Source organism: Novosphingobium sp. (assembly GCF_037133355.1).
Taxonomy (GTDB): domain Bacteria; phylum Pseudomonadota; class Alphaproteobacteria; order Sphingomonadales; family Sphingomonadaceae; genus Novosphingobium.
In genome coordinates this window covers 76,031-93,424 of record NZ_JBAXOI010000011.1, presented here as the reverse complement: position 1 = coordinate 93,424, position 17,394 = coordinate 76,031, and the positions used below count along the sequence as shown (strand labels likewise).

The window sequence follows — 17,394 nt, the reverse complement described above, 5'->3', positions numbered from 1 at the left end:
GCTTATCCCTCTTGCAGCTGTTTTGGAAATGCCGGGGCCTTGGCGACCATAGCCGGCAGCGTGCGCCCCATCACTTCGGCCAACCAATGGTTGGCGCTGATGAGCGCGGATAGTTCGAGCCCGGTGTTCACACCCGCGCGCTCCAGCATGTAGACAACGTCCTCGGTCGAAACATTGCCCGCCGCACCCGGCGCAAACGGGCAACCGCCCAGCCCACCGATCGAGGCATCGACGGTGCGCGCCCCGGCCTCGACCGCCGCCCAGACATTGGCGAGCCCGCTGCCGCGCGTGTTGTGGAAATGGACCCGCACCGGGATCGGCGCAACAAGTTCGCGCACCGCCGCGACCAGCCGCGAAACATGCGCGGGATTGGCCACGCCAATGGTGTCCGCCAGCGCAATCTCCACCGGCGCGGCCGCAGCCAGTGCTTCGGCCATGGCAAGCACGCGCGCCTCGGGCACTTCGCCTTCGAACGGGCACCCGAACGCAGCCGCGATGGTCACCTGGCCGAACTTTCCGGCGCTGCGGGCCGCATTGATAATTCCCGTGGCAGCCTCGATCGAGCCGTCCGAGGTTTGCCCCTGATTGGCCATGGCAAAGGTGTCGGTAGCCACCGAGACCGCGCCAAGCTGGTCGATCCGCCCCGTCGCGAGCGCCCTATCTGCCCCGCGCGCATTCATGACCAGGCCGATGTACGTGACATCACCCCTTTCCGGCAGTCGGGCGCAGACCGCTTCGGCATCAGCCATCTGCGGCACAGCGCGCGGATTGACGAAACTTGCCACCTCGATCCGGCGAACGCCTGCGGCTAGCGCCCGCTCGATGAGCACCAGCTTGTCCGCCGTGCTCACCATGGCCTTCTCGTTCTGCAACCCGTCGCGGGGGCTGACTTCGACCATCTCGATTGATTTTGTATACATTATTCAGCCGCTTCCTGCGTGATGCCAGAGGCAAGACGCGCCCGGTGGGCATCGGCATAAGCGTGGTAGGCACGCAGGATATGGCTGGTCATGATCGCTTCGGCCCAGGCTCCGTCACGGCGCGCAAAAGCAGCAGTCAGTTCCTCATGTTCGGCGTGTGAGCGGCGCAATTCTTCCCGCGTATACTGCCGTGCGGTGCGAAGCACGACGGGCTGCTCGATCAGAGTGCCCAAAAGGGCAGCCAGCCGCCGTGAACCCGCAACCTCGAGGATGATCGCATGGAACTCGCGGTTGCCTTCAAGAAATCCTGCGACGTCCGGCATGGGCTGCTGGATCGCTGCCCCGAGCGCGCGATTCGCCTTGCGAATCCGCTCAAGCGCAGTCTCGGTCATGCGCTCCGCCGCGCGCCGCGCCGCCCGGCCTTCGAGCATGGCTCTGAGTTCAAAGGCATCAGCCACGTCGTCGATCGACCAATCAGCCACGAAAGTCCGCTGCGTATCGGTGCGGCCGACCAGCATGTCGGCCTCGAGCCGTCGCAGCGCCTCGCGCACCGGGGTCCGGGAAACGCCGCACATATCCGCCAGCGCCTCCTCCCCCAGCTGCGCGCCGGCGGGGAGCTCGCCCGAAAGAATCATGTTCCGGATCGCGCTGTAGGCACGATCAGAGGCGCGCGACATTGAGGCTCCCGAGATTTTCCGCAACCATTCGGCTTGACCGATGGCATTTGTATACAATATCCATGTCGGCTATCAAGCCGTGAATGCCATGGGGGCACGAACAAGAACGCGGCGGCCGCAAAACGGCAAAGCGACACACAGGGAGTTTTTTCCGATGCGCATCTCGCAGTGGTTCACCACGACCAGCCTTGTTTCGGCCTCGCTCGCCGGCGTGGCCTTCGCCGCAGTCCCTGCCCTCGCGCAGACCGCGCCCCAGGCGCAGGCCGAAGCCGCGCCAGCCGAGGAAGGCGCAATCATCGTCACCGCGCGCCGCCAGAACGAGCGGTTGCAGGATGTTCCGGCCTCGGTCTCGGTCCTTACCGCGGCCACGCTCACCAACACCGGCTCGACCCGCGCGCAGGATTTCGTCAACCTCACTCCTGGCGTCACCATCGTGACCGGCACCGCCGAGGCCGGTGACACCCAGATCAACATTCGCGGTATCAACGGCGCGCGCGACGCGGAAAGCTCGGTCGCTCTCGTGGTCGACGGCATCCTCAAGACCAACACTGCCCAGCTCAACCAGCGGCAGGGCACGCTCAGCCAGGTCGAACTGCTCAAGGGCCCGCAAGGCGCGCTCTATGGCCGCAACGCGGCAGCGGGCGCCATCGTGCTGCAGACGATCAAGCCGACCGACACGCTGACCGGTGCAGTCCGCGCCTCCTATGCCGAACAGAACACCTTCGACGGCGCCGCACACATCGCCGGCCCGCTCGGCGACAACGTCGGCTTCGTGCTTGCCGGCACCTACTACAAGACCGACGGCTTCTGGCGCAATCTGCGCGACAACAGCAAGACCATCGCCGATAAGGAAGACTGGTCGATCGACGGCCGCGTGCTCTACGGCGCGGGCACTGACACCCAGATCGATGTCAAGGCTCGCTACGCCCAGTTCCGCGGCGCCTCGCTGCCGTTCAACGCCGCGTTCCACCTGCCCAATTTCGCGGCCGTGAACCCCAAGTTCTACGAGGACGTCAACAAGCACGAGTTCCGCTTCTATCCCAACATCCGAGCCACCAACGACCAGAACAGCTTCGACTTCTCGGCCAAGCTCGATCAGAAGCTGGGAGACCGCCTCAAGCTCGTCGCCTGGGCGCTTTACTCGAAGGTGGATCAGGACCTCGTTGCCGACGGCACCTCGGCGGACTTTGCCCGCTACATCAATGCGGTGAACCCGGCGGCACAGGGCGCGGTCAATGCCTGCTTCGCCAGCACCGCGGCCAACACCGGCTTTGCCGTCAACCAGCCGGGCTTCATCGGCGCGATCCCGGTGCCGTTCATCTTTGCCCCCGCCAACGGCTCGACCTTCGGGCCCTACAGCCCGACGACTTGCGACGGCACGCAGTATCAGGTGCGCAAGCAGAAGGACTTCTCGACCGAGTGGCGCCTGATCGGCGATGCCGGCAGCGCGATCAACTGGCAGCTCGGCGCCTACTACCTGCACATCGACCGCTCGACCGGCGTCAGCCTCGGCGCCGACACCGGCAAGGGTGTGATCAAGCAGCTCTACAACGCGCCCGACAGCGCAAACCCCACCTCGCTGCTGCTGGCAGACAAGTTCAAGACCAACGTCTACGCCGCTTTCGGCAGCCTCGAATACAAGCCCTCCGAGCAGTTCGAGGCGGGCCTTGCGCTGCGCTATGATATCGAAAAGCGCAATGCGCAGAGCGTGGTGCCGGTCGCGACCGATCCCTTCACCGGCGGCCCGATCAACCCCGGCCAGGCCTTCGGCGCCTTCACGCCCAAGAGCGCGACGTTCAAGCAGGTCGAGCCAAAGGTCACGCTCAGCTACAAGCCCACGCCGGACTTCAATCTCTATGCCAACTGGGGCATCGGCTTCAAATCGGGCGGCTTCAACAACCAGGGCTCGGCCGCGGTGGTGAACGCCAACTTCAAGCAGTTCATCAACGCCAACGTCACGATCAACGATCTCTACGACAAGGAATGGTCGAGCGCGTTCGAGGCGGGCCTCAAGGGCAACCTGCTTGACGGCAAGCTGACCTTCGACCTTGCCGGCTACTACACCCAGGTCCACGGGATGCAGTTCTTCGAGTTCTTCGTCGGCAGCTTCGGCCTGCTGCGCGTCGTCTCGAACATCGACAAGGTCGACCTCAAGGGCGTCGAGCTCAACGTCGCGGCCAAGCCTGTGCGCGGGGTGAAGCTGTTCGGTTCGGTCAACTACACCGACAGCGAGATCAAGAAGAACTCGGCCCGCCCGAACACGATCGGCAACAAGTCGCCCTACACCGCTGACTACACGATCAACGTGGGCGGCGAGATCGAGCAGCCGATCGGCGATGGTCTGCGCTTCCTCGCCCGTGCCGATTACCGCGTGACCGGCCCGACCTGGTTCTCGACCGTGCAGAACCAGACCGCGCCGACGCTGTTCTCGGGCCTGCTGCCGATCTCGGCGCTGCAGCTTCCGGCTGTGGTCGGCGATGCCAAGTACGACGTGGCCCGCCGCAGCACCTTCGGCGTGCTCAACCTGCGCGCCGCGCTGCAGACCGATCGCTACAGCCTCGCGGTCTTCGCCAACAACGTGACCGACAAGAAGTACCTCGCCGAAGTGATCCCCGCGATCGAGTTCGGCGGCTCGTTCATCTCGCCCGGTGCGCGCCGTATGATCGGCGTGGAGCTCGGCGCGAAGTTCTGATCCCGGGCGCCTCTCGGGGGCGGCTACAGAAAAGGCCCATGTCGCTGCTGCGGCGTGGGCCTTTTTCGTTTGCGCGGAGTGGTCGTCAGCCGTTCCCGAAGCCGGGCCAGAGATAGCGCTGGTAGACCATCCCGTTCATGTCGACATCATCGGCATAGCGCACGCCGAACTTCAGCGCGACGGAGCGCGAGGCGATGTTGTCGGCATGGATCACCGACATAACTGCCGGATGGGTCAGCTTCGCGCGCGCATAGTCCGAAACCGCCCGCGCCGCTTCCGAGGCATAGCCAAGCCCCCAGTTTTCGCGGGCGAAAGTATAGCCCAGTTCCGGCTGCTTCTCGACCACCAAACCTTGCGGCACATGCGCGCTGAAGAACCACATGCGGCGCAGTGTGCCAGGGCGCGGTGCGACCTCGATCACTCCGTCGCTGAGGCCCGACCGCCCAAGGCGGACGCCATCGGCCTTGCGCAGCACAATCAGCGGACCAAGCCCGGCATCGCGATAGCTATCGAGCACATCGGCGAACCATTGCTCGGTCTCGGCCGCGGAGCGCGGGTTGCCCGATCCGATGTAGCGGGCAACATCGGGATCGGCATGGATCGCGATCAGGAACGCAAGGTCGCTGTCGTCCATCCGGCGCAGAATGAGGCGCTCGGTCTCGATTGTGTCGGTTTCGGGCAGCAAGGTCATGGAATCCGTCTATCACCATCACTCAAGCCAAAGCATCATCAATGCGAGCCCATATCGCATCGACATCCGCATGAGGATTGGCCGCGACCTGCCGGACCCACGGCGTCTCGCCGATGGTAAACGCCGAACTCGTGCCGCTGAGGGCGGCAATCACCGCCGCCACATCGGCCTGCGCCGGCCGCCAGTTCAGCACACCGGTTTCGGGCCATTGCCTGAGTACCGCGCGTGGATCCGCTTCAAGGCGCTGTGCGAGTTGCTCCGCAATCGTGATGCATCGCTCGATGCGCTCGGCCAGACCCTCCTGGCCCCATGCGAGCAGCGTTGCCAGCAGTGGCAAAGCCGCCGCGCTGCGCGTGCCTTCCACCCCGCTGTTCGGCCGCGCCAGATAGGATGAGGTAAAGGTAATCGAAGCCCGCGTCTCGGTCTTGCGGAACAGAGCGAGCGCGGCGCCCTTGGGCTGGAAAAACCACTTGTGCGCCGAAATGGCGATGCTGTCGGCCGCATCGATCCCCGCCAGCCGATCGCGGTGGCAGGTGAACTGCATAGGGCCGGCCCAGGCTGCGTCGACATGGAGCCACTTCGCCGCAACAGGTGCAAGATTGTCGATCACGCCCCGCCCGGTTGTCCCGGCGGTGAGCACAAGCGCAGCATCTGCCAGATCCGGGAGGCTGTCCCTAATCAGCCGACCATGCTCGTCCACCGGCACGGGATGATAGGGCAGGCCCAGGATATTGGCCGCCTTGGGCACCGAAACATGGGCATCAGCCGAGGCCACCACAAACCTCGCCCCCGCCTCGCGCGCGGCCCACAGCGCAGTCAGGTTGGCAAGTCTCGACCCGCTGCAGAACTGACCCCAGGCCATGCCGAAAGCCGGCGCGATCCAATCGAGCACGACACGTTCGGCTTCGGTTGCGAAGGGGCTGGTCGCCGGGTGGAGAAGGTTCTGGTTGGCCTGCGCCACCACATACGCCATCCGCGCCGCAATCGGGGCAGACGGCGGATCCATGTGCGCAAGCGCGTCGGGCGCGGCAAGATCGGCAGCCTGCTGCAAGGCCGGCATGCCCAGCAGTTCGAAAGCGGCTTCCTCGCCAAGACCGGTCGAGGGAATGGATTGCGGCAGATTGATCACGATAGGCCTCGCCAGGGGGAGCCGGATGCGTTTCCCAATGGCCCAGCCACAGCCGGGACGGCAGCCATTTTTCCTTGTCCTATTCCAAGCGCGTGTTCTGCCGATTGGGTTTACCGTCCGTCCCGCTGCGCTGGCGTCGCATCGCTGCCAACACTCAGCACCGCGCCGCCGCGCCCGTCCTGCAGGAACACCGCGCTGCGAAGACCTCCCGTGGCCGGCGCGAAGCTGAAGTGTGCTGCTGCACCTTTCCAAACTCCGAGCGAGGTTAGTTCGCGTACCAGATTTCGGTGCGGTAGCGTGCGCCCTTCGTTTTCGCCGGCCTTGATTGGCACCTGGACCACACGCGGATCATACCGCACCAGCCAGACATCGGCGGGCCTCGCCGGGGCCGCGCCCCTGGCGATGGTGGCGCCATCGGCGCCCACCACCGGCACCGGAGCCAGCGGGCGCACTGCGGCAATCGCCGCCTCGACTGCACCCGGGTTTGCGCCTGTCACGCGGCGCTGGCCATTGATCCAGAACTGCGGCGTCGCCACCTCATGATCGGCCGAACGCGCCGCGAAATCGCGCTGGCGCTGGGTGTAGGCGGGGCTGGCGAACTTGTCCTTCCAGCCGAGGTAGTCCCAATAGGTTACCTCAAAGGCGAGCGGGATCACGTTGGTCCGGTCGGCGATGCTGTTGAGCCAGGCCTCGGCGGGCGGACAGCTCGAGCAGCCCTCGCTCTGGTACAATTCGACGAGCACGGGCGCGGCGGGAGGGGCAATCGCAGTACTGCGGGCAGGCGAGGACGCCTTTGCGGGATCGCTCAGCACATGGCCGGCGAGCACGGCCGATCCAGCCACGCCAAGCGGCAATGCAAGGGCAAGCAAGCGAAGGAATACGAAACGCGGCGGATGCATGGGTTTTCCAGACAGAAGGCAAGCGGGATGTCCCCGGTTCGCCGTAAAACGCGCGCCGGTTACACCCCTCGCCCGCGCGGAACCCTTGACACCCCTTCGCCCGCGCGCGAGGGCGCGCGCTCCGGTTGGTCCTGAAAGTCCTTGTCACCGTGCCCAATGCTCCTGTCCGCGCCGCCGCGCTTGCCCTCCTTGCCGGGGCCGCGCTCCCTGCGCTGGCCCATGCGCAGGAAACTGCACCCGAGCCGATCGTTGTCACCGGGCGTGGCCTCGATGCCGCTCCCGCCGCGGTCGCCTACAACGTGCAGGATATCGACCGGGACCGCCTCGCCGTCGCGGCCTCGGGCCGGATCGAGGATGCGCTCTCGGCGGCGGCAGGATTTCAGCAGTTCCGCCGTTCGGACAGCCGCGCCTCCAACCCTTCGGCACAAGGCATCACGCTGCGCGCGCTCGGCGGCAATGCCACCAGCCGCACGCTGATGCTGCTTGACGGCGTGCCGGTGGCCGACCCGTTCTTCGGCTATGTCCCGCTTTCCGCGCTCGCACCCGAGCGGCTTGCCATGGCCCGCGTCACGCGCGGCGGCGGCTCGGGCGCATTCGGCGCGGGCGCGGTGGCGGGAACAATCGATCTCACCAGCGCCGGGCCCGATCAGCTTGGCCTCTTCGGGGGCCGCGCGCTGGTCGATGATCGCGGCGAAACCGAGCTTTCCGCCACGCTCGCGCCACGGCTCGGCGCGGGCTACCTTGTCGCCTCGGGGCGCTGGGACCGGGGCCGCGGCTTCTGGACCACGCCCGCAGATCAGCGCGTCCCCGCCAGTGTGCGGGCCCGCTACGAGAGCTGGTCGACAAGCCTGCGCGCCGTCGCGCCGCTGACCTCCGATATCGAGTTGCAGACCCGCGTCGCCGCCTTCAACGATGCGCGCACCCTGCGCTTTGCCGGCGCGGACACTGCCGCCAGCGGTCAGGACGCCAGCGTGCGCCTTGTCGGCCGGGGGGCATGGAAGTTCGATGCACTTGCTTACGTCCAGAGCCGCGATTTCAGCAACGTCGTGATCAGTGCCCGCAGCTTCCTGCCCACGCTGAACCAGCGCGCCACGCCCTCCACCGGCCTTGGCGGCAAGATCGAGCTGCGCCCGCCGGTCGGCACAGCACACGTGCTGCGGCTCGGCGCAGACTGGCGCTTTGCCGAGGGGCATACCGAGGAAGACGTCTACACTCAGGGCAAGATTTCGGGCCAGCGCCGCGCAGGCGGCACCAACCGCGACCTCGGCCTGTTCGTCGAGGATGACTGGACCCTTGGTCCTGTGGTCCTGACTGCCGGGGCGCGCGCGGACCGGTGGTCGGTGCGCAATGGCACGCTGGATCAGGTGCTTGGCGGCAACCGCACCGCGCTGGCCTATCCCGACCGGTCTGGCTGGCAAGGCAGTTACCGCGGCGGCGCGGTGTTCAACGTGACCGGTGGCCTGGCCTTGCGCGGCTCTGCCTATACCGGGCTGCGCCAGCCCACGCTCAACGAACTCTACCGCTCCTTCACCGTCTTCCCCGTGGTCACCCGCGCCAATCCGGCGCTGGAAAACGAGAAGCTGCGCGGCTTTGAAGGCGGGTTCGACTGGCGCCCGGCACGCGGGCTTTCGGTCTCGGCCACTGCTTTCGACAACAAGGTGCGCGGCGCCATCGCCAATGTCACCATCGCGCCCAACGTGCGACAGCGGCAGAATGTGGGCGCTGTGCATGCGCGCGGGCTGGAGTTCGGCGCCGAACTCAAACGCCGCAATCTCTCGTTCAGCGCGTCCTTCGCCTATACCGACGCCAAGGTCGAGGCGCCGGGCACCGCGCTCGACGGCAAGCGCCCGGCCCAGACCCCGCGCTACGCTGCCAGCGCCACAGCCGCCTGGCACCCCTTGAGCGACGCCACGTTCGCGCTCACGCTGCGCCACACCGGTGCACAGTATGAGGACGATCTCGAAACCGACCTTCTGCCGGCAGCGACCACGCTCGATGCATTTGCCGAAATGCCCATTGCCGGCCCCTTCAGCCTTGTGCTGCGGGGTGAGAACCTGACGGACGAGACCGTCGTGACCCGCAATTCCGGCGGTTCGATCGACCTTGGCACCCCGCGCACGCTCTGGGCCGGGGTGCGCGTCGCGTTCCGGTAGGAAGGGCCGCTAGCCGAGCAGCGCCGACGGCACTTCGGGATAGGCACGCGCCACGTCGCCCAGCGCCGCCTCTAGCGGACCGAGCCATTCGGCGTAGGCCTTCCAGTGCTCCACCGCATCGGTGTAGATCGGGCGGCGCACCTGCTCCGAACTTGCCGTGCGCACTGCGCGGGTGTTGCGGTGGAATTCGAGGCAGTTCTCCTCGAACGGCAGGCCGAGATAATCGAGCAGGTGCCGCACCTCGCTCTCGGTCTCGGCAACCATGCGTTCGTAGATCACGCGGTGCACCGCACCGGGCGCGGCGACATCGTAGTGCGCCATGAGCCGCACGTAATCGCCGTAGTAGCGGCCAATCTCGGCAAGGTCGTAGGTGAAGGTCTGGCCGCGCGCGAAGTGCTGCTTCCAGCCCGAAAAGCAGCACGACATCGGGTGTCGCCGCGCGTCCACAATCTTCGCGTTCGGCAGGATCAGGCGGATAAGGCCGGTGTGCTGCCAGTTGTTGGGCATCTTGTCGGTAAAGCGTGGCCGATCCGTCTTGCGGTGCATCCGGGTGCGTTCGATGTATTCCTCACCCAGCCGCTGGCGTTCGGCGGGGCCTAGCGAGCGCACCATCGCAGCGAAATCCGGGAATTCGCCCTCGTCCACGCGCGATTGCAGGCGAGCGGCGATCATCATCATCTCCGCCAGCTCCATCGTCCCTTCGATCGCGCTGTGGCTGGAGAGGATCTGCTCGACAAGCGTCGAGCCCGAGCGTGGCAGGCCGACAATGAAGATCGGGTCCTCCGCCAGGCATCCGCCCTCGCCCATCGCGGCAATGAACGGTGCCGTGAAGGTCGTTGCGGTTGCATCGACTTCGGCGGCGAATTCGTCCGCATCATACTGCACGAGCGTGCGGCGCAGGCGATTGCCCTTGTCATAATGCTCGAACGAAAGGGCCCCTTCCCCCGCATCCTCGTAGGCTTTGCCCAGCGAGAAATGGAGGTGGAACACGTCCTCCTCGCGGCCCGCCTCGCCCGCCAGCACGGCGAGTGCGGCTTCCATACGAGCAATGTCTTCGGTTCCGAGCGTGACGGTCTTGAGATTGGCCAGGCTCCACCAGGCCTCACCCATCGAGGGCTGGTGCGTAACGGCAGCGCGGTAGGCCGCAATCGCCTCGCCCTGTTCGCCCAGAGTCTTGAGAACATGGCCCAGATTCTGCCAGAGCTGCGGCTGCTCGGGCTGTTCGGCGAGCATGCGTTGATAGATATCGCGGGCCCGCTCCTGCTCGCCCAGCCGGACCAGCACCGAGGCGAGGATGAGATCGGCCGCCGAACCGGCAACGGGGCTCTGCGCCAGAATCTCGGCATGGCCCAGCGCATCGGTCAGGCGATTCGTCTGCATCAGCAGCCGCACCAGAAAATCGCGCGCCAGATCGAATCCCGGCGCGATATCGACCGCGCGCCCGAGCAGCCGCAGCGCCTCGGTCATGTCGCCGCGCCGCCACATCACTTCCCCCAGCATCCGCGTGCCGACGGGGTCATCGGGGAGCTGCTCGCCGCGCGTGCGCAACTTGGCCTCGGCCTCGTCGAGCCGTCCCTCGTTCATGTCCGCCGCCGCCGCGAGCAGCCCCGGATCGCGCGAGGCGGCATGGACTGCGGAAAGATCGGCGCGCCAGGCATCTTCCGCACGGCCAGCCTTGCGCAGCTCTGACGCGAGCAGGAACCAGCCGCTCGCCACGCCCGGCTGCTGCTGGGTAAGCGCTTCGAGCGCGGGAATCGCCTCTTCGCTGCGCCCCGCCTCGCTGGCAGCCTGCGCCAGTTCCCAAAGCACCATGGGTGGCCGCTGCGCGCCGCTGCCGATCAGCGAGAGCCGCGCGAACGCCTCGTCCGGTCGCCCCAGTCGCCGCAGCGCCTGTGCTGCGACGAAAAGCGCCGGCGGCAGGGCCGGAACTTCGCGCAGCGCAGCGTCAGCCGCGGCGAGCGCTGCGCTCGGGTCGGATTCGACGCGGGCCGCCGCAGCATCCAGTGCGGCGCGCAATGCAGCGTTCCCGGGCGCGGAGCCCCGCCCCGATGCATTGCGACTGACGATGTTCATGAATTTTCCCGTTGCAGCAACTGGCGTCATAATGTGCACCTTTTGTCACAGGTGCAACGTCCTTTGCGGCGCTCGTGCTGCACATGCGAAATTGGGTGTTGACTCCGCGTGCGGATGTAGCATCCTCGCAACACGGAGTGCCGCCTTACCGGCGGACGATCGGGGGACGATCACACTTTGAAAAATTCGCCGCGTGCAAGCGCGGCTGGCCATAGTCCGCAAAGCGGTCATGGCCCAAGGGTTCTGTGCGTGATCTGTCAGATCGCAGGCGCAGGGCCCGGGTGAACGGTACTGCGCAAGCAGTGCCAAGTGCGGCCAAAGGTCGCGTCGCAGGAACGGACACGAAGGAGCTTTCGAACACCGCGTATCGACACAGGGAGTTGAGCGTCATGACAATGAAAACCGGTCGCCGGTCGCACATGCTGAAAGCACTGTGCCTGACCACTATTCTTAGCGGTCTCGCCGCGCCTCATGCAGCCCTTGCGCAGGAGACGCTTGCACCGCAGGCGGCGCCCGCCGATGAAACGAAGCCCAACAGCGGCTTTGACGAAATCATCGTGACCGCGACGCGCAAGTCCGAAAACGTGCAGAAGGTGCCGATCGCGATCCAGGCGCTGAATTCCGATTTCCTCGCGCAGCGCCAGGTCAAGGGTCTGGCCGACTACGCCGCGCTGCTCCCGTCGGTCTCGTTCGCGGGCATCGGGCCCGGCCGCAGCGAGGTCTATTTCCGCGGTATCGTGCCCGCCGGCGGCGCTTATTCGTCGGTCGGCTACTACCTCGACGAAATCCCCATCACCGGCGCCGAAGTCCCCGACATCCAGGTCTACGACATGGATCGCATCGAGGCGATTTCCGGTCCGCAGGGCACGCTGTTCGGCGCGGGCTCGCTTGCGGGCGTGCTGCGCTTCATCACCTCCAAGCCCAAGATCGGCGCGTTCGAACTCGGCGTCGACACCGAAGTTAACAAGTTCGGCAAGGGCGACTTTGGCGGTACGCTCAAGGGCTACGTCAACGTTCCGGTGAGCGACACCTTGGCTATTCGCGCGATGGGCTACTACCGCAAGGAAGGCGGTTACATCGACAACACGCCCAACAACGGCAAGTTCAACAATGGCGCTCCTGCGGTTCTCAACCTGGGCGACAACAATCCGCTGACGTCCTTCACGCTCAACAACGCCTCTATCGCGCAGGACAACTACAACCCCGTCTATGAATACGGCGGGCGCATCTCGGCGCTTTGGGACGTTGCCGACGGCTGGGAAGTGACGCCCTCGATCACCGCGCAGCGCCAGATTTCCTACGGCTATTTCGGCTTCGACCCGCGTCTCGGCGATCTTGAGGTTCACGATTACGACCTGACGCGCAACGACGACAAGTGGTACCAGGCCGCACTCACCGTGCACGGCCATATCGGCGACTTCGATCTCGTCTCGGCGACCGGCTACTTCAGCCGCAACCGCAAGATCAACAACGACTACACCTACTACACCGTCACCTACGACAGCTTCGGCGCGGGCTATGAAAGCTACCTGCAGTTCTTCGACAAGTCGGGCTGCACCGGTTCGGGCGCCACGCTGAAGTGCAACAAGCTGCTCAATCCGACGCAGTACTACAAGGCCGACAACAGCAACAAGAAGTTCACCCAGGAAGTGCGCCTGACGACGCCGAAGTCCTGGCCGTTCGATGTTACCGTGGGTGCGTTCTACCAGCGCCAGAAGAACAACACGAACAACTTCTACTCGATCCGCGGCCTTGACCAGATCGTTGGCTACACCGCCGGCGGCGGCGGGGACAACAACTTCGCCGGTTTCGGTATCCCTGAAGCCCAGGGCGGCACGATGATCCTCGGCACGCCCGCCGTGCGTGAAGACGGGTTCTACATCACCGAGAACGACACGCTCTACCACGATACGGCGGTCTTCGCGGAAGCCCACTACAACATCACGCCGAAGCTCAAGGTCACCGGCGGTATCCGCTACTTCTGGACCGATTTCCAGGTCACTGGTTTTGCCGGTGTGGCGAGCTCGGCACTGAACGCTCCCTCGATCTTCCTGCCCACAGGCGCGGTCGGCTGCCCGCTTCCGCTGACCGGTGCGCGGCTTGAATGCCGCAACACCAACCGCCTCGATCCGGAAAGCATCGGCCGCTACAGCGAAACTGGCGAAACGCACAAAGTCGTGGTCGACTGGCAGTTCGGCGATCAGAAGCTGGCCTACTTCAACTATTCGACCGGCTTCCGCCCCGGCGGCTTCAACCGCCCGCTGCGCATCCGCGCAACGGCGACCCAGCCGTCGGTGGTCGTGGCTGCACCGGCCTTCAATTCGGAAACGCTGACCAACTTCGAAATCGGCATCAAGACCACCTGGAACAACGTGTTCCGCTTCAACGCCGCCATCTATCTGGAAAAGTGGAATAACATCCAGTATGGCGTGGTTGTCGCGGGTGCCCAGGGCGCAGGCTATACCGGCAACGCCGGTAAGGCCGAGGTCAAGGGCATCGAGTTTGATGCCGATCTGCGACTCGGCAAGATCACGCTCACCACCAGCGGCGCCTACAACGACGGCAAGCTGAAGGGCGATTTCTGCAACTTCGTCGCCGACCGCGCCGCGCAGACCATCGCCCAGCTCAGCACCTGCTCGTCAGGCACCTTCGTCGATACCAACGGCAATATCGTGACCGGCGATCCCGACGCCGGTACCAATATCGGCACGCCTACAGTTGCCGCCGCCGATGGCACCCGCTTGCCGCGTCAGCCGAAGTTCAAGGGCACGACCACGATCCGCTATGACACCGATATCGGCTCGATGAAGGGCTACATCCAGGGTGCTGCGCTCTACCAGACCGGTGCGACACAGGATCTCAACGTCGAAAACAACGCCCTCTACGGCAACACCCCCGGCTTCGTCAGCTTCGACTTTGCCGCGGGCGTCAAGAAGGACCATTGGACGATCGACGCCTTCATCCAGAATGCGTTCGACCGTCGCGGGCAGTTGACCCGCAACACCTTCTGCTCGATCACGTTCTGCGCAGGCTCCACGCGTACCTTCATCATCAGGCCCCAGTTCTTCGGCCTGAAGCTGGGCTACCGCTACTGAGTTCCGGTCTGACCGGGTAAACAGTTCTACCCTGCCGAAAGGCTTCCTGGCCCCCTGCTGCTCACGCAGCAGGGGGCTTTTTTGCGTGGTCAGGCCCGGTTGCCCGGTATCCTGCAGACTGTCTGCCGCAGCCGATTGTGCGAACTGCTCCTCCGTCCCGATCCCGCAGGCACATCCTCATCATCATTCCCCTACCGCCTCGTCATTCCCGCGCTGGCGGGAATCCATACGGACAACGCAGGCTTGGCGGCTCGGGATTCTCGCCTGCGCGGGAATGACGAAGGTGTATGGGCCAGACATGAGAAAGGCCCCTCCCGCGGCACGGGAGGGGCCTTGAAGTATCAGGCCTGCGCCCGGATCAGATCACGCCAGAGACATCGGCAGATTGCGCAACCGCTTGCCAGTGGCGTCGCGGATGGCATTGGCAATGGCCGGGATCACGGGCGGGAGGGTCGGTTCGCCAAGGCCGGTCGGCGGATTGTCGGTCACCACCCAGGTGATCGCCACTTCGCCCGGGGTCTGGTTGATGCGGATCAGCGGGAAATCGCCGAAGTTTTCCTGCGTCACCGCACCGGCCTTCTGCTCGATCGGTTGCCACACCAGCGCCTGCGCGATGCCGTCGATCACCGCGCCTTGCATCTGGTGCTCCGCGTTCAGGGGATTGATCACCTGGCTGCCGATATCGCCCGCGACCCAGACCTTGTCGATCGTGATCGTGCTGCCATCGGTAATGGTGAGATCGACCACTTCGGCGAAATAGCCGCGGTGGCTGAAGTAGAAGCCGAATCCGCGCCCCTTGCCCGGGGTGGCGGAACGCTTGCCCGTCCAGCCCGCGAACTTGCACACGGCATCGATCACGCCGCGCGCGCGTCCGGTGTCGAACGGCGTGTCATCCGGCTCGGGCGGCAGCTGACGCTGCGCGCCGAGCGTGCGGCGCATGAGTTCGGGCAAGTCGGTGCCCGCCGCTTCGGCCACTTCGTCGAGGAAGCCCTGAAATACGAACGACACCGCATTCGAAGTCGGCGCGCGAAGCCATCCCGTGGTGAGGTTGGTCGGGATGAACGACATTCCGAAATGCACATCGGGCAAGACCGGCCCGGGAAATTCGGTCGCGCGCATTTCGGCGGCTCGCACCGGTTTCCCGCCCGCACCGAAGGTCACGAAGTGGTCCTTCAGCGCCACCAGCGCACCGCCGGCATCAATCCCGGCCGTCATGCGGTGCCAACCCGCAGGCCGGTAGTAGTCGTTGCGCATGTCGTCGGTGCGGTCAAACAGCAGCTTGACCGGACGGCCCGGCACGGCCTTCGCCACGCAGGCGGTGAGGACCATGAAATCGCTCATCAGCCGCCGCCCGAAGCCGCCGCCGATACGCGTCATGTGGATCGTCATCGAGGCCGGAGCGATCCCCAGCACCTTGGCGATATCGCCGCGTGCAGTGCCGGGATCCTGCGTCGGCGCCCAGAACTCGAGCTTGCCGTCCGCATGCCACAGCGCGGTGCAGTTCTGCGGCTCGAGCGTGGCGTGGGCGAGGAAGGGATAGGCGTAGTCCGCTGTCACCACCTTGGCCGCCTTGGCAAGCGCCGCATCGGCATTGCCCGCCTTGAACAGATCGGCGGTCGGGGCGGCACCCAGCAGCGCCTTGGCTTGCGCGGTATAGCCCTCGGTCGAGAAGCCGTCGAAACCGGCGGTCTCCCACTCGACGGCCAGCTTCTCGCGCGCCTTGTGCACGCGCCACCAGCTGTCGCCAATCACCGCCACCGCATTGTGCTTGCCCGCCGGGATCTCGCCGTCAGTGATAGCCACCACCGCCAGCACGCCCTTCTCCTTGCGCACCGCGCTGTCGTCGAAGCTCTTGAGCGTCCCGCTGATCACCGGACATTTGACCATGGCGGCATAGAGCATGCCTTCAGGATGGGCATCGATGCCGAACAGCGGCTCGCCGCGCACGATTGCGGGCGTATCGACGCCCTTCATCGCCTTGCCGACGATCCTGAAATCCTTGGGCGACTTCAGCGGCACCTTCTCGAGATCGGGCGCAGCGATCTTTGCCGCGACCGGCGCAAGCGCGGCATAGGTGATCGAGCGTCCGCTGGCGGCATGCTTCACCATGCCCTCGCCCGTCGTCAGGCTCGTGGCGGGAACGCCCCACTGCTGGGCCGCTGCGGCCACGAGCATCGCCCGCGCGCCTGCCCCGGCCTGCCGTGCGGGCAGCCAGTTGAGCGGTGTGGTCATGCTGCCGCCGGCGAATTGCGGACCATACTTGTCCTGGTTCTCGTCGGCCTGCTGGATCTTCACCTGGCTCCACGCAACGTCGAGTTCCTCGGCGATCAGCATCGGCAGCATGGTTTTCACGCCCTGCCCGATCTCGGGATTCTTGGCGAGGATCGTGACCGTGTTGTCGGGCGCGATGGTGATGAAGGCGCCGAGCATCGCGGGCTCGGCCTTGCCGGTTGCCGCAAACGCGAGCCTGGCCTCGAACGTAAGGGCTGCCCCGCTCGCCAGCGAGGCGACGAGGAACGAGCGGCGGTTGACTGCGAGCGTGCTCATGCGGCGGCTCCGGCAATGGCCTTGCTGGCTTCGGCAATGGCTTTCTGGATGCGCAGGTAAGTGGCGCAGCGGCAAATGTTTCCGGCCATTCCGGCGGTCACTTCGTCGGCCGAGGGCTTCGGCGTTGCGGTAAGGAGCGCGGTGGCCGACATGATCTGCCCTGCCTGGCAATAGCCGCACTGCGGCACATCAAGCGCGGTCCACGCCTCGACCACCTTGGCGCCGACCGGCAGCGCGGCCACGCCCTCGATCGTCACGATCTGCTTGCCCGCCGCATCGGCGAGCGGCGTCTGGCAAGAGCGCACCGCCTCGCCGTTCAGGATCACGGTGCAGGCCCCGCAAAGCCCTGCGCCGCAGCCGAACTTGGTGCCGGGCATGCCCAGATCCTCGCGCAGCACCCAGAGCAGCGGCTTGTCCGGTTCGACATCCACGGTCCGGGGCTTGCGGTTCACGGTCAGCGAGATCGCCATGATGGTCCTTTCGAGATGCCGGCGCGCCTGAGGCGCACGGGACGACGA

General features: G+C 65.6%; 11 protein-coding genes. 3 read left to right on the top strand and 8 right to left on the bottom strand.

The features are described 5' to 3' along the window. Nucleotides 1–2: 2 nt before the first annotated feature. Nucleotides 3–920, bottom strand: a complete 918-nt coding sequence (locus WCL10_RS12485; RefSeq protein ID WP_336895976.1) for a hydroxymethylglutaryl-CoA lyase — start codon at nucleotides 918–920, stop codon at nucleotides 3–5. Continuing rightward, nucleotides 920–1,597 carry a GntR family transcriptional regulator gene (locus tag WCL10_RS12480; RefSeq protein WP_336895975.1) on the bottom strand — a complete coding sequence of 226 codons (678 nt, stop codon included), beginning with the start codon at nucleotides 1,595–1,597 and terminating at the stop codon, nucleotides 920–922. The genes WCL10_RS12485 and WCL10_RS12480 overlap by 1 nt, the downstream gene beginning before the upstream one ends. A 154-nt stretch (nucleotides 1,598–1,751) precedes the next feature. Here WCL10_RS12480 and WCL10_RS12475 point away from each other — a divergent pair, with 154 nt between their 5' ends. Then, entirely contained in the window at nucleotides 1,752–4,289 is a 2,538-nt protein-coding gene (locus WCL10_RS12475; protein WP_336895974.1) for a TonB-dependent receptor, read from the top strand. Between the two features lie 85 nt (nucleotides 4,290–4,374). Here the strand turns inward: WCL10_RS12475 and WCL10_RS12470 are convergent, their stop codons facing one another. The 3 genes from WCL10_RS12470 to WCL10_RS12460 form a co-directional block, all read right to left on the bottom strand. After that, the gene (locus WCL10_RS12470) at nucleotides 4,375–4,980 is read right to left on the bottom strand and encodes a GNAT family N-acetyltransferase (RefSeq protein WP_336895973.1); all 606 of its coding nucleotides are present in this window, start codon (nucleotides 4,978–4,980) and stop codon (nucleotides 4,375–4,377) included. 22 nt (nucleotides 4,981–5,002) lie between these two features. After that, the gene (locus tag WCL10_RS12465) at nucleotides 5,003–6,109 is read right to left on the bottom strand and encodes a pyridoxal-dependent decarboxylase (protein ID WP_336895972.1); all 1,107 of its coding nucleotides are present in this window, start codon (nucleotides 6,107–6,109) and stop codon (nucleotides 5,003–5,005) included. Nucleotides 6,110–6,219: 110 nt separating this feature from the next. After that, nucleotides 6,220–6,951: a DUF1223 domain-containing protein gene (locus tag WCL10_RS12460; protein ID WP_336895971.1), complete on the bottom strand. Its 732-nt coding sequence runs from the start codon at nucleotides 6,949–6,951 to the stop codon at nucleotides 6,220–6,222. A 182-nt stretch (nucleotides 6,952–7,133) separates the two neighbouring features. On the opposite strand from WCL10_RS12460, the gene WCL10_RS12455 reads away from it, so the two are divergent. Continuing rightward, on the top strand, nucleotides 7,134–9,161 hold the full coding sequence (locus tag WCL10_RS12455) for a TonB-dependent receptor (protein WP_336895970.1): 2,028 nt from the start codon (nucleotides 7,134–7,136) through the stop codon (nucleotides 9,159–9,161). Between the two features lie 9 nt (nucleotides 9,162–9,170). Here WCL10_RS12455 and WCL10_RS12450 read toward each other — a convergent pair whose 3' ends face one another. Beyond that, nucleotides 9,171–11,234, bottom strand: a complete 2,064-nt coding sequence (locus WCL10_RS12450) for a sulfotransferase (RefSeq protein ID WP_336895969.1) — start codon at nucleotides 11,232–11,234, stop codon at nucleotides 9,171–9,173. Between the two features lie 389 nt (nucleotides 11,235–11,623). Here WCL10_RS12450 and WCL10_RS12445 point away from each other — a divergent pair, with 389 nt between their 5' ends. Beyond that, nucleotides 11,624–14,329, top strand: a complete 2,706-nt coding sequence (locus WCL10_RS12445; RefSeq protein ID WP_336895968.1) for a TonB-dependent receptor — start codon at nucleotides 11,624–11,626, stop codon at nucleotides 14,327–14,329. Nucleotides 14,330–14,692: 363 nt separating this feature from the next. Here the strand turns inward: WCL10_RS12445 and WCL10_RS12440 are convergent, their stop codons facing one another. Both WCL10_RS12440 and WCL10_RS12435 read right to left on the bottom strand, forming a co-directional pair. After that, entirely contained in the window at nucleotides 14,693–16,876 is a 2,184-nt protein-coding gene (locus tag WCL10_RS12440) for a molybdopterin cofactor-binding domain-containing protein (protein WP_336895967.1), read from the bottom strand. After that, a complete protein-coding gene (locus WCL10_RS12435; protein WP_336895966.1) occupies nucleotides 16,873–17,346 on the bottom strand; it encodes a (2Fe-2S)-binding protein in 474 nt (157 codons plus the stop codon). The genes WCL10_RS12440 and WCL10_RS12435 overlap by 4 nt, the downstream gene beginning before the upstream one ends. Nucleotides 17,347–17,394 lie beyond the last annotated feature (48 nt).

Bases quoted from the DNA above. Each gene is read 5' to 3' on its own strand.
- WCL10_RS12480 (WP_336895975.1), bottom strand. From the start codon at position 1,597: ATGTCGCGCGCCTCTGATCGTGCCTACAGCGCGATCCGGAACATGATT.
- WCL10_RS12475 (WP_336895974.1), top strand. From the start codon at position 1,752: ATGCGCATCTCGCAGTGGTTCACCACGACCAGCCTTGTTTCGGCCTCG.
- WCL10_RS12440 (WP_336895967.1), bottom strand. From the start codon at position 16,876: ATGAGCACGCTCGCAGTCAACCGCCGCTCGTTCCTCGTCGCCTCGCTG.
- WCL10_RS12485 (WP_336895976.1), bottom strand. From the start codon at position 920: ATGTATACAAAATCAATCGAGATGGTCGAAGTCAGCCCCCGCGACGGG.
- WCL10_RS12435 (WP_336895966.1), bottom strand. From the start codon at position 17,346: ATGGCGATCTCGCTGACCGTGAACCGCAAGCCCCGGACCGTGGATGTC.
- WCL10_RS12445 (WP_336895968.1), top strand. From the start codon at position 11,624: ATGACAATGAAAACCGGTCGCCGGTCGCACATGCTGAAAGCACTGTGC.
- WCL10_RS12470 (WP_336895973.1), bottom strand. From the start codon at position 4,980: ATGACCTTGCTGCCCGAAACCGACACAATCGAGACCGAGCGCCTCATT.
- WCL10_RS12450 (WP_336895969.1), bottom strand. From the start codon at position 11,234: ATGAACATCGTCAGTCGCAATGCATCGGGGCGGGGCTCCGCGCCCGGG.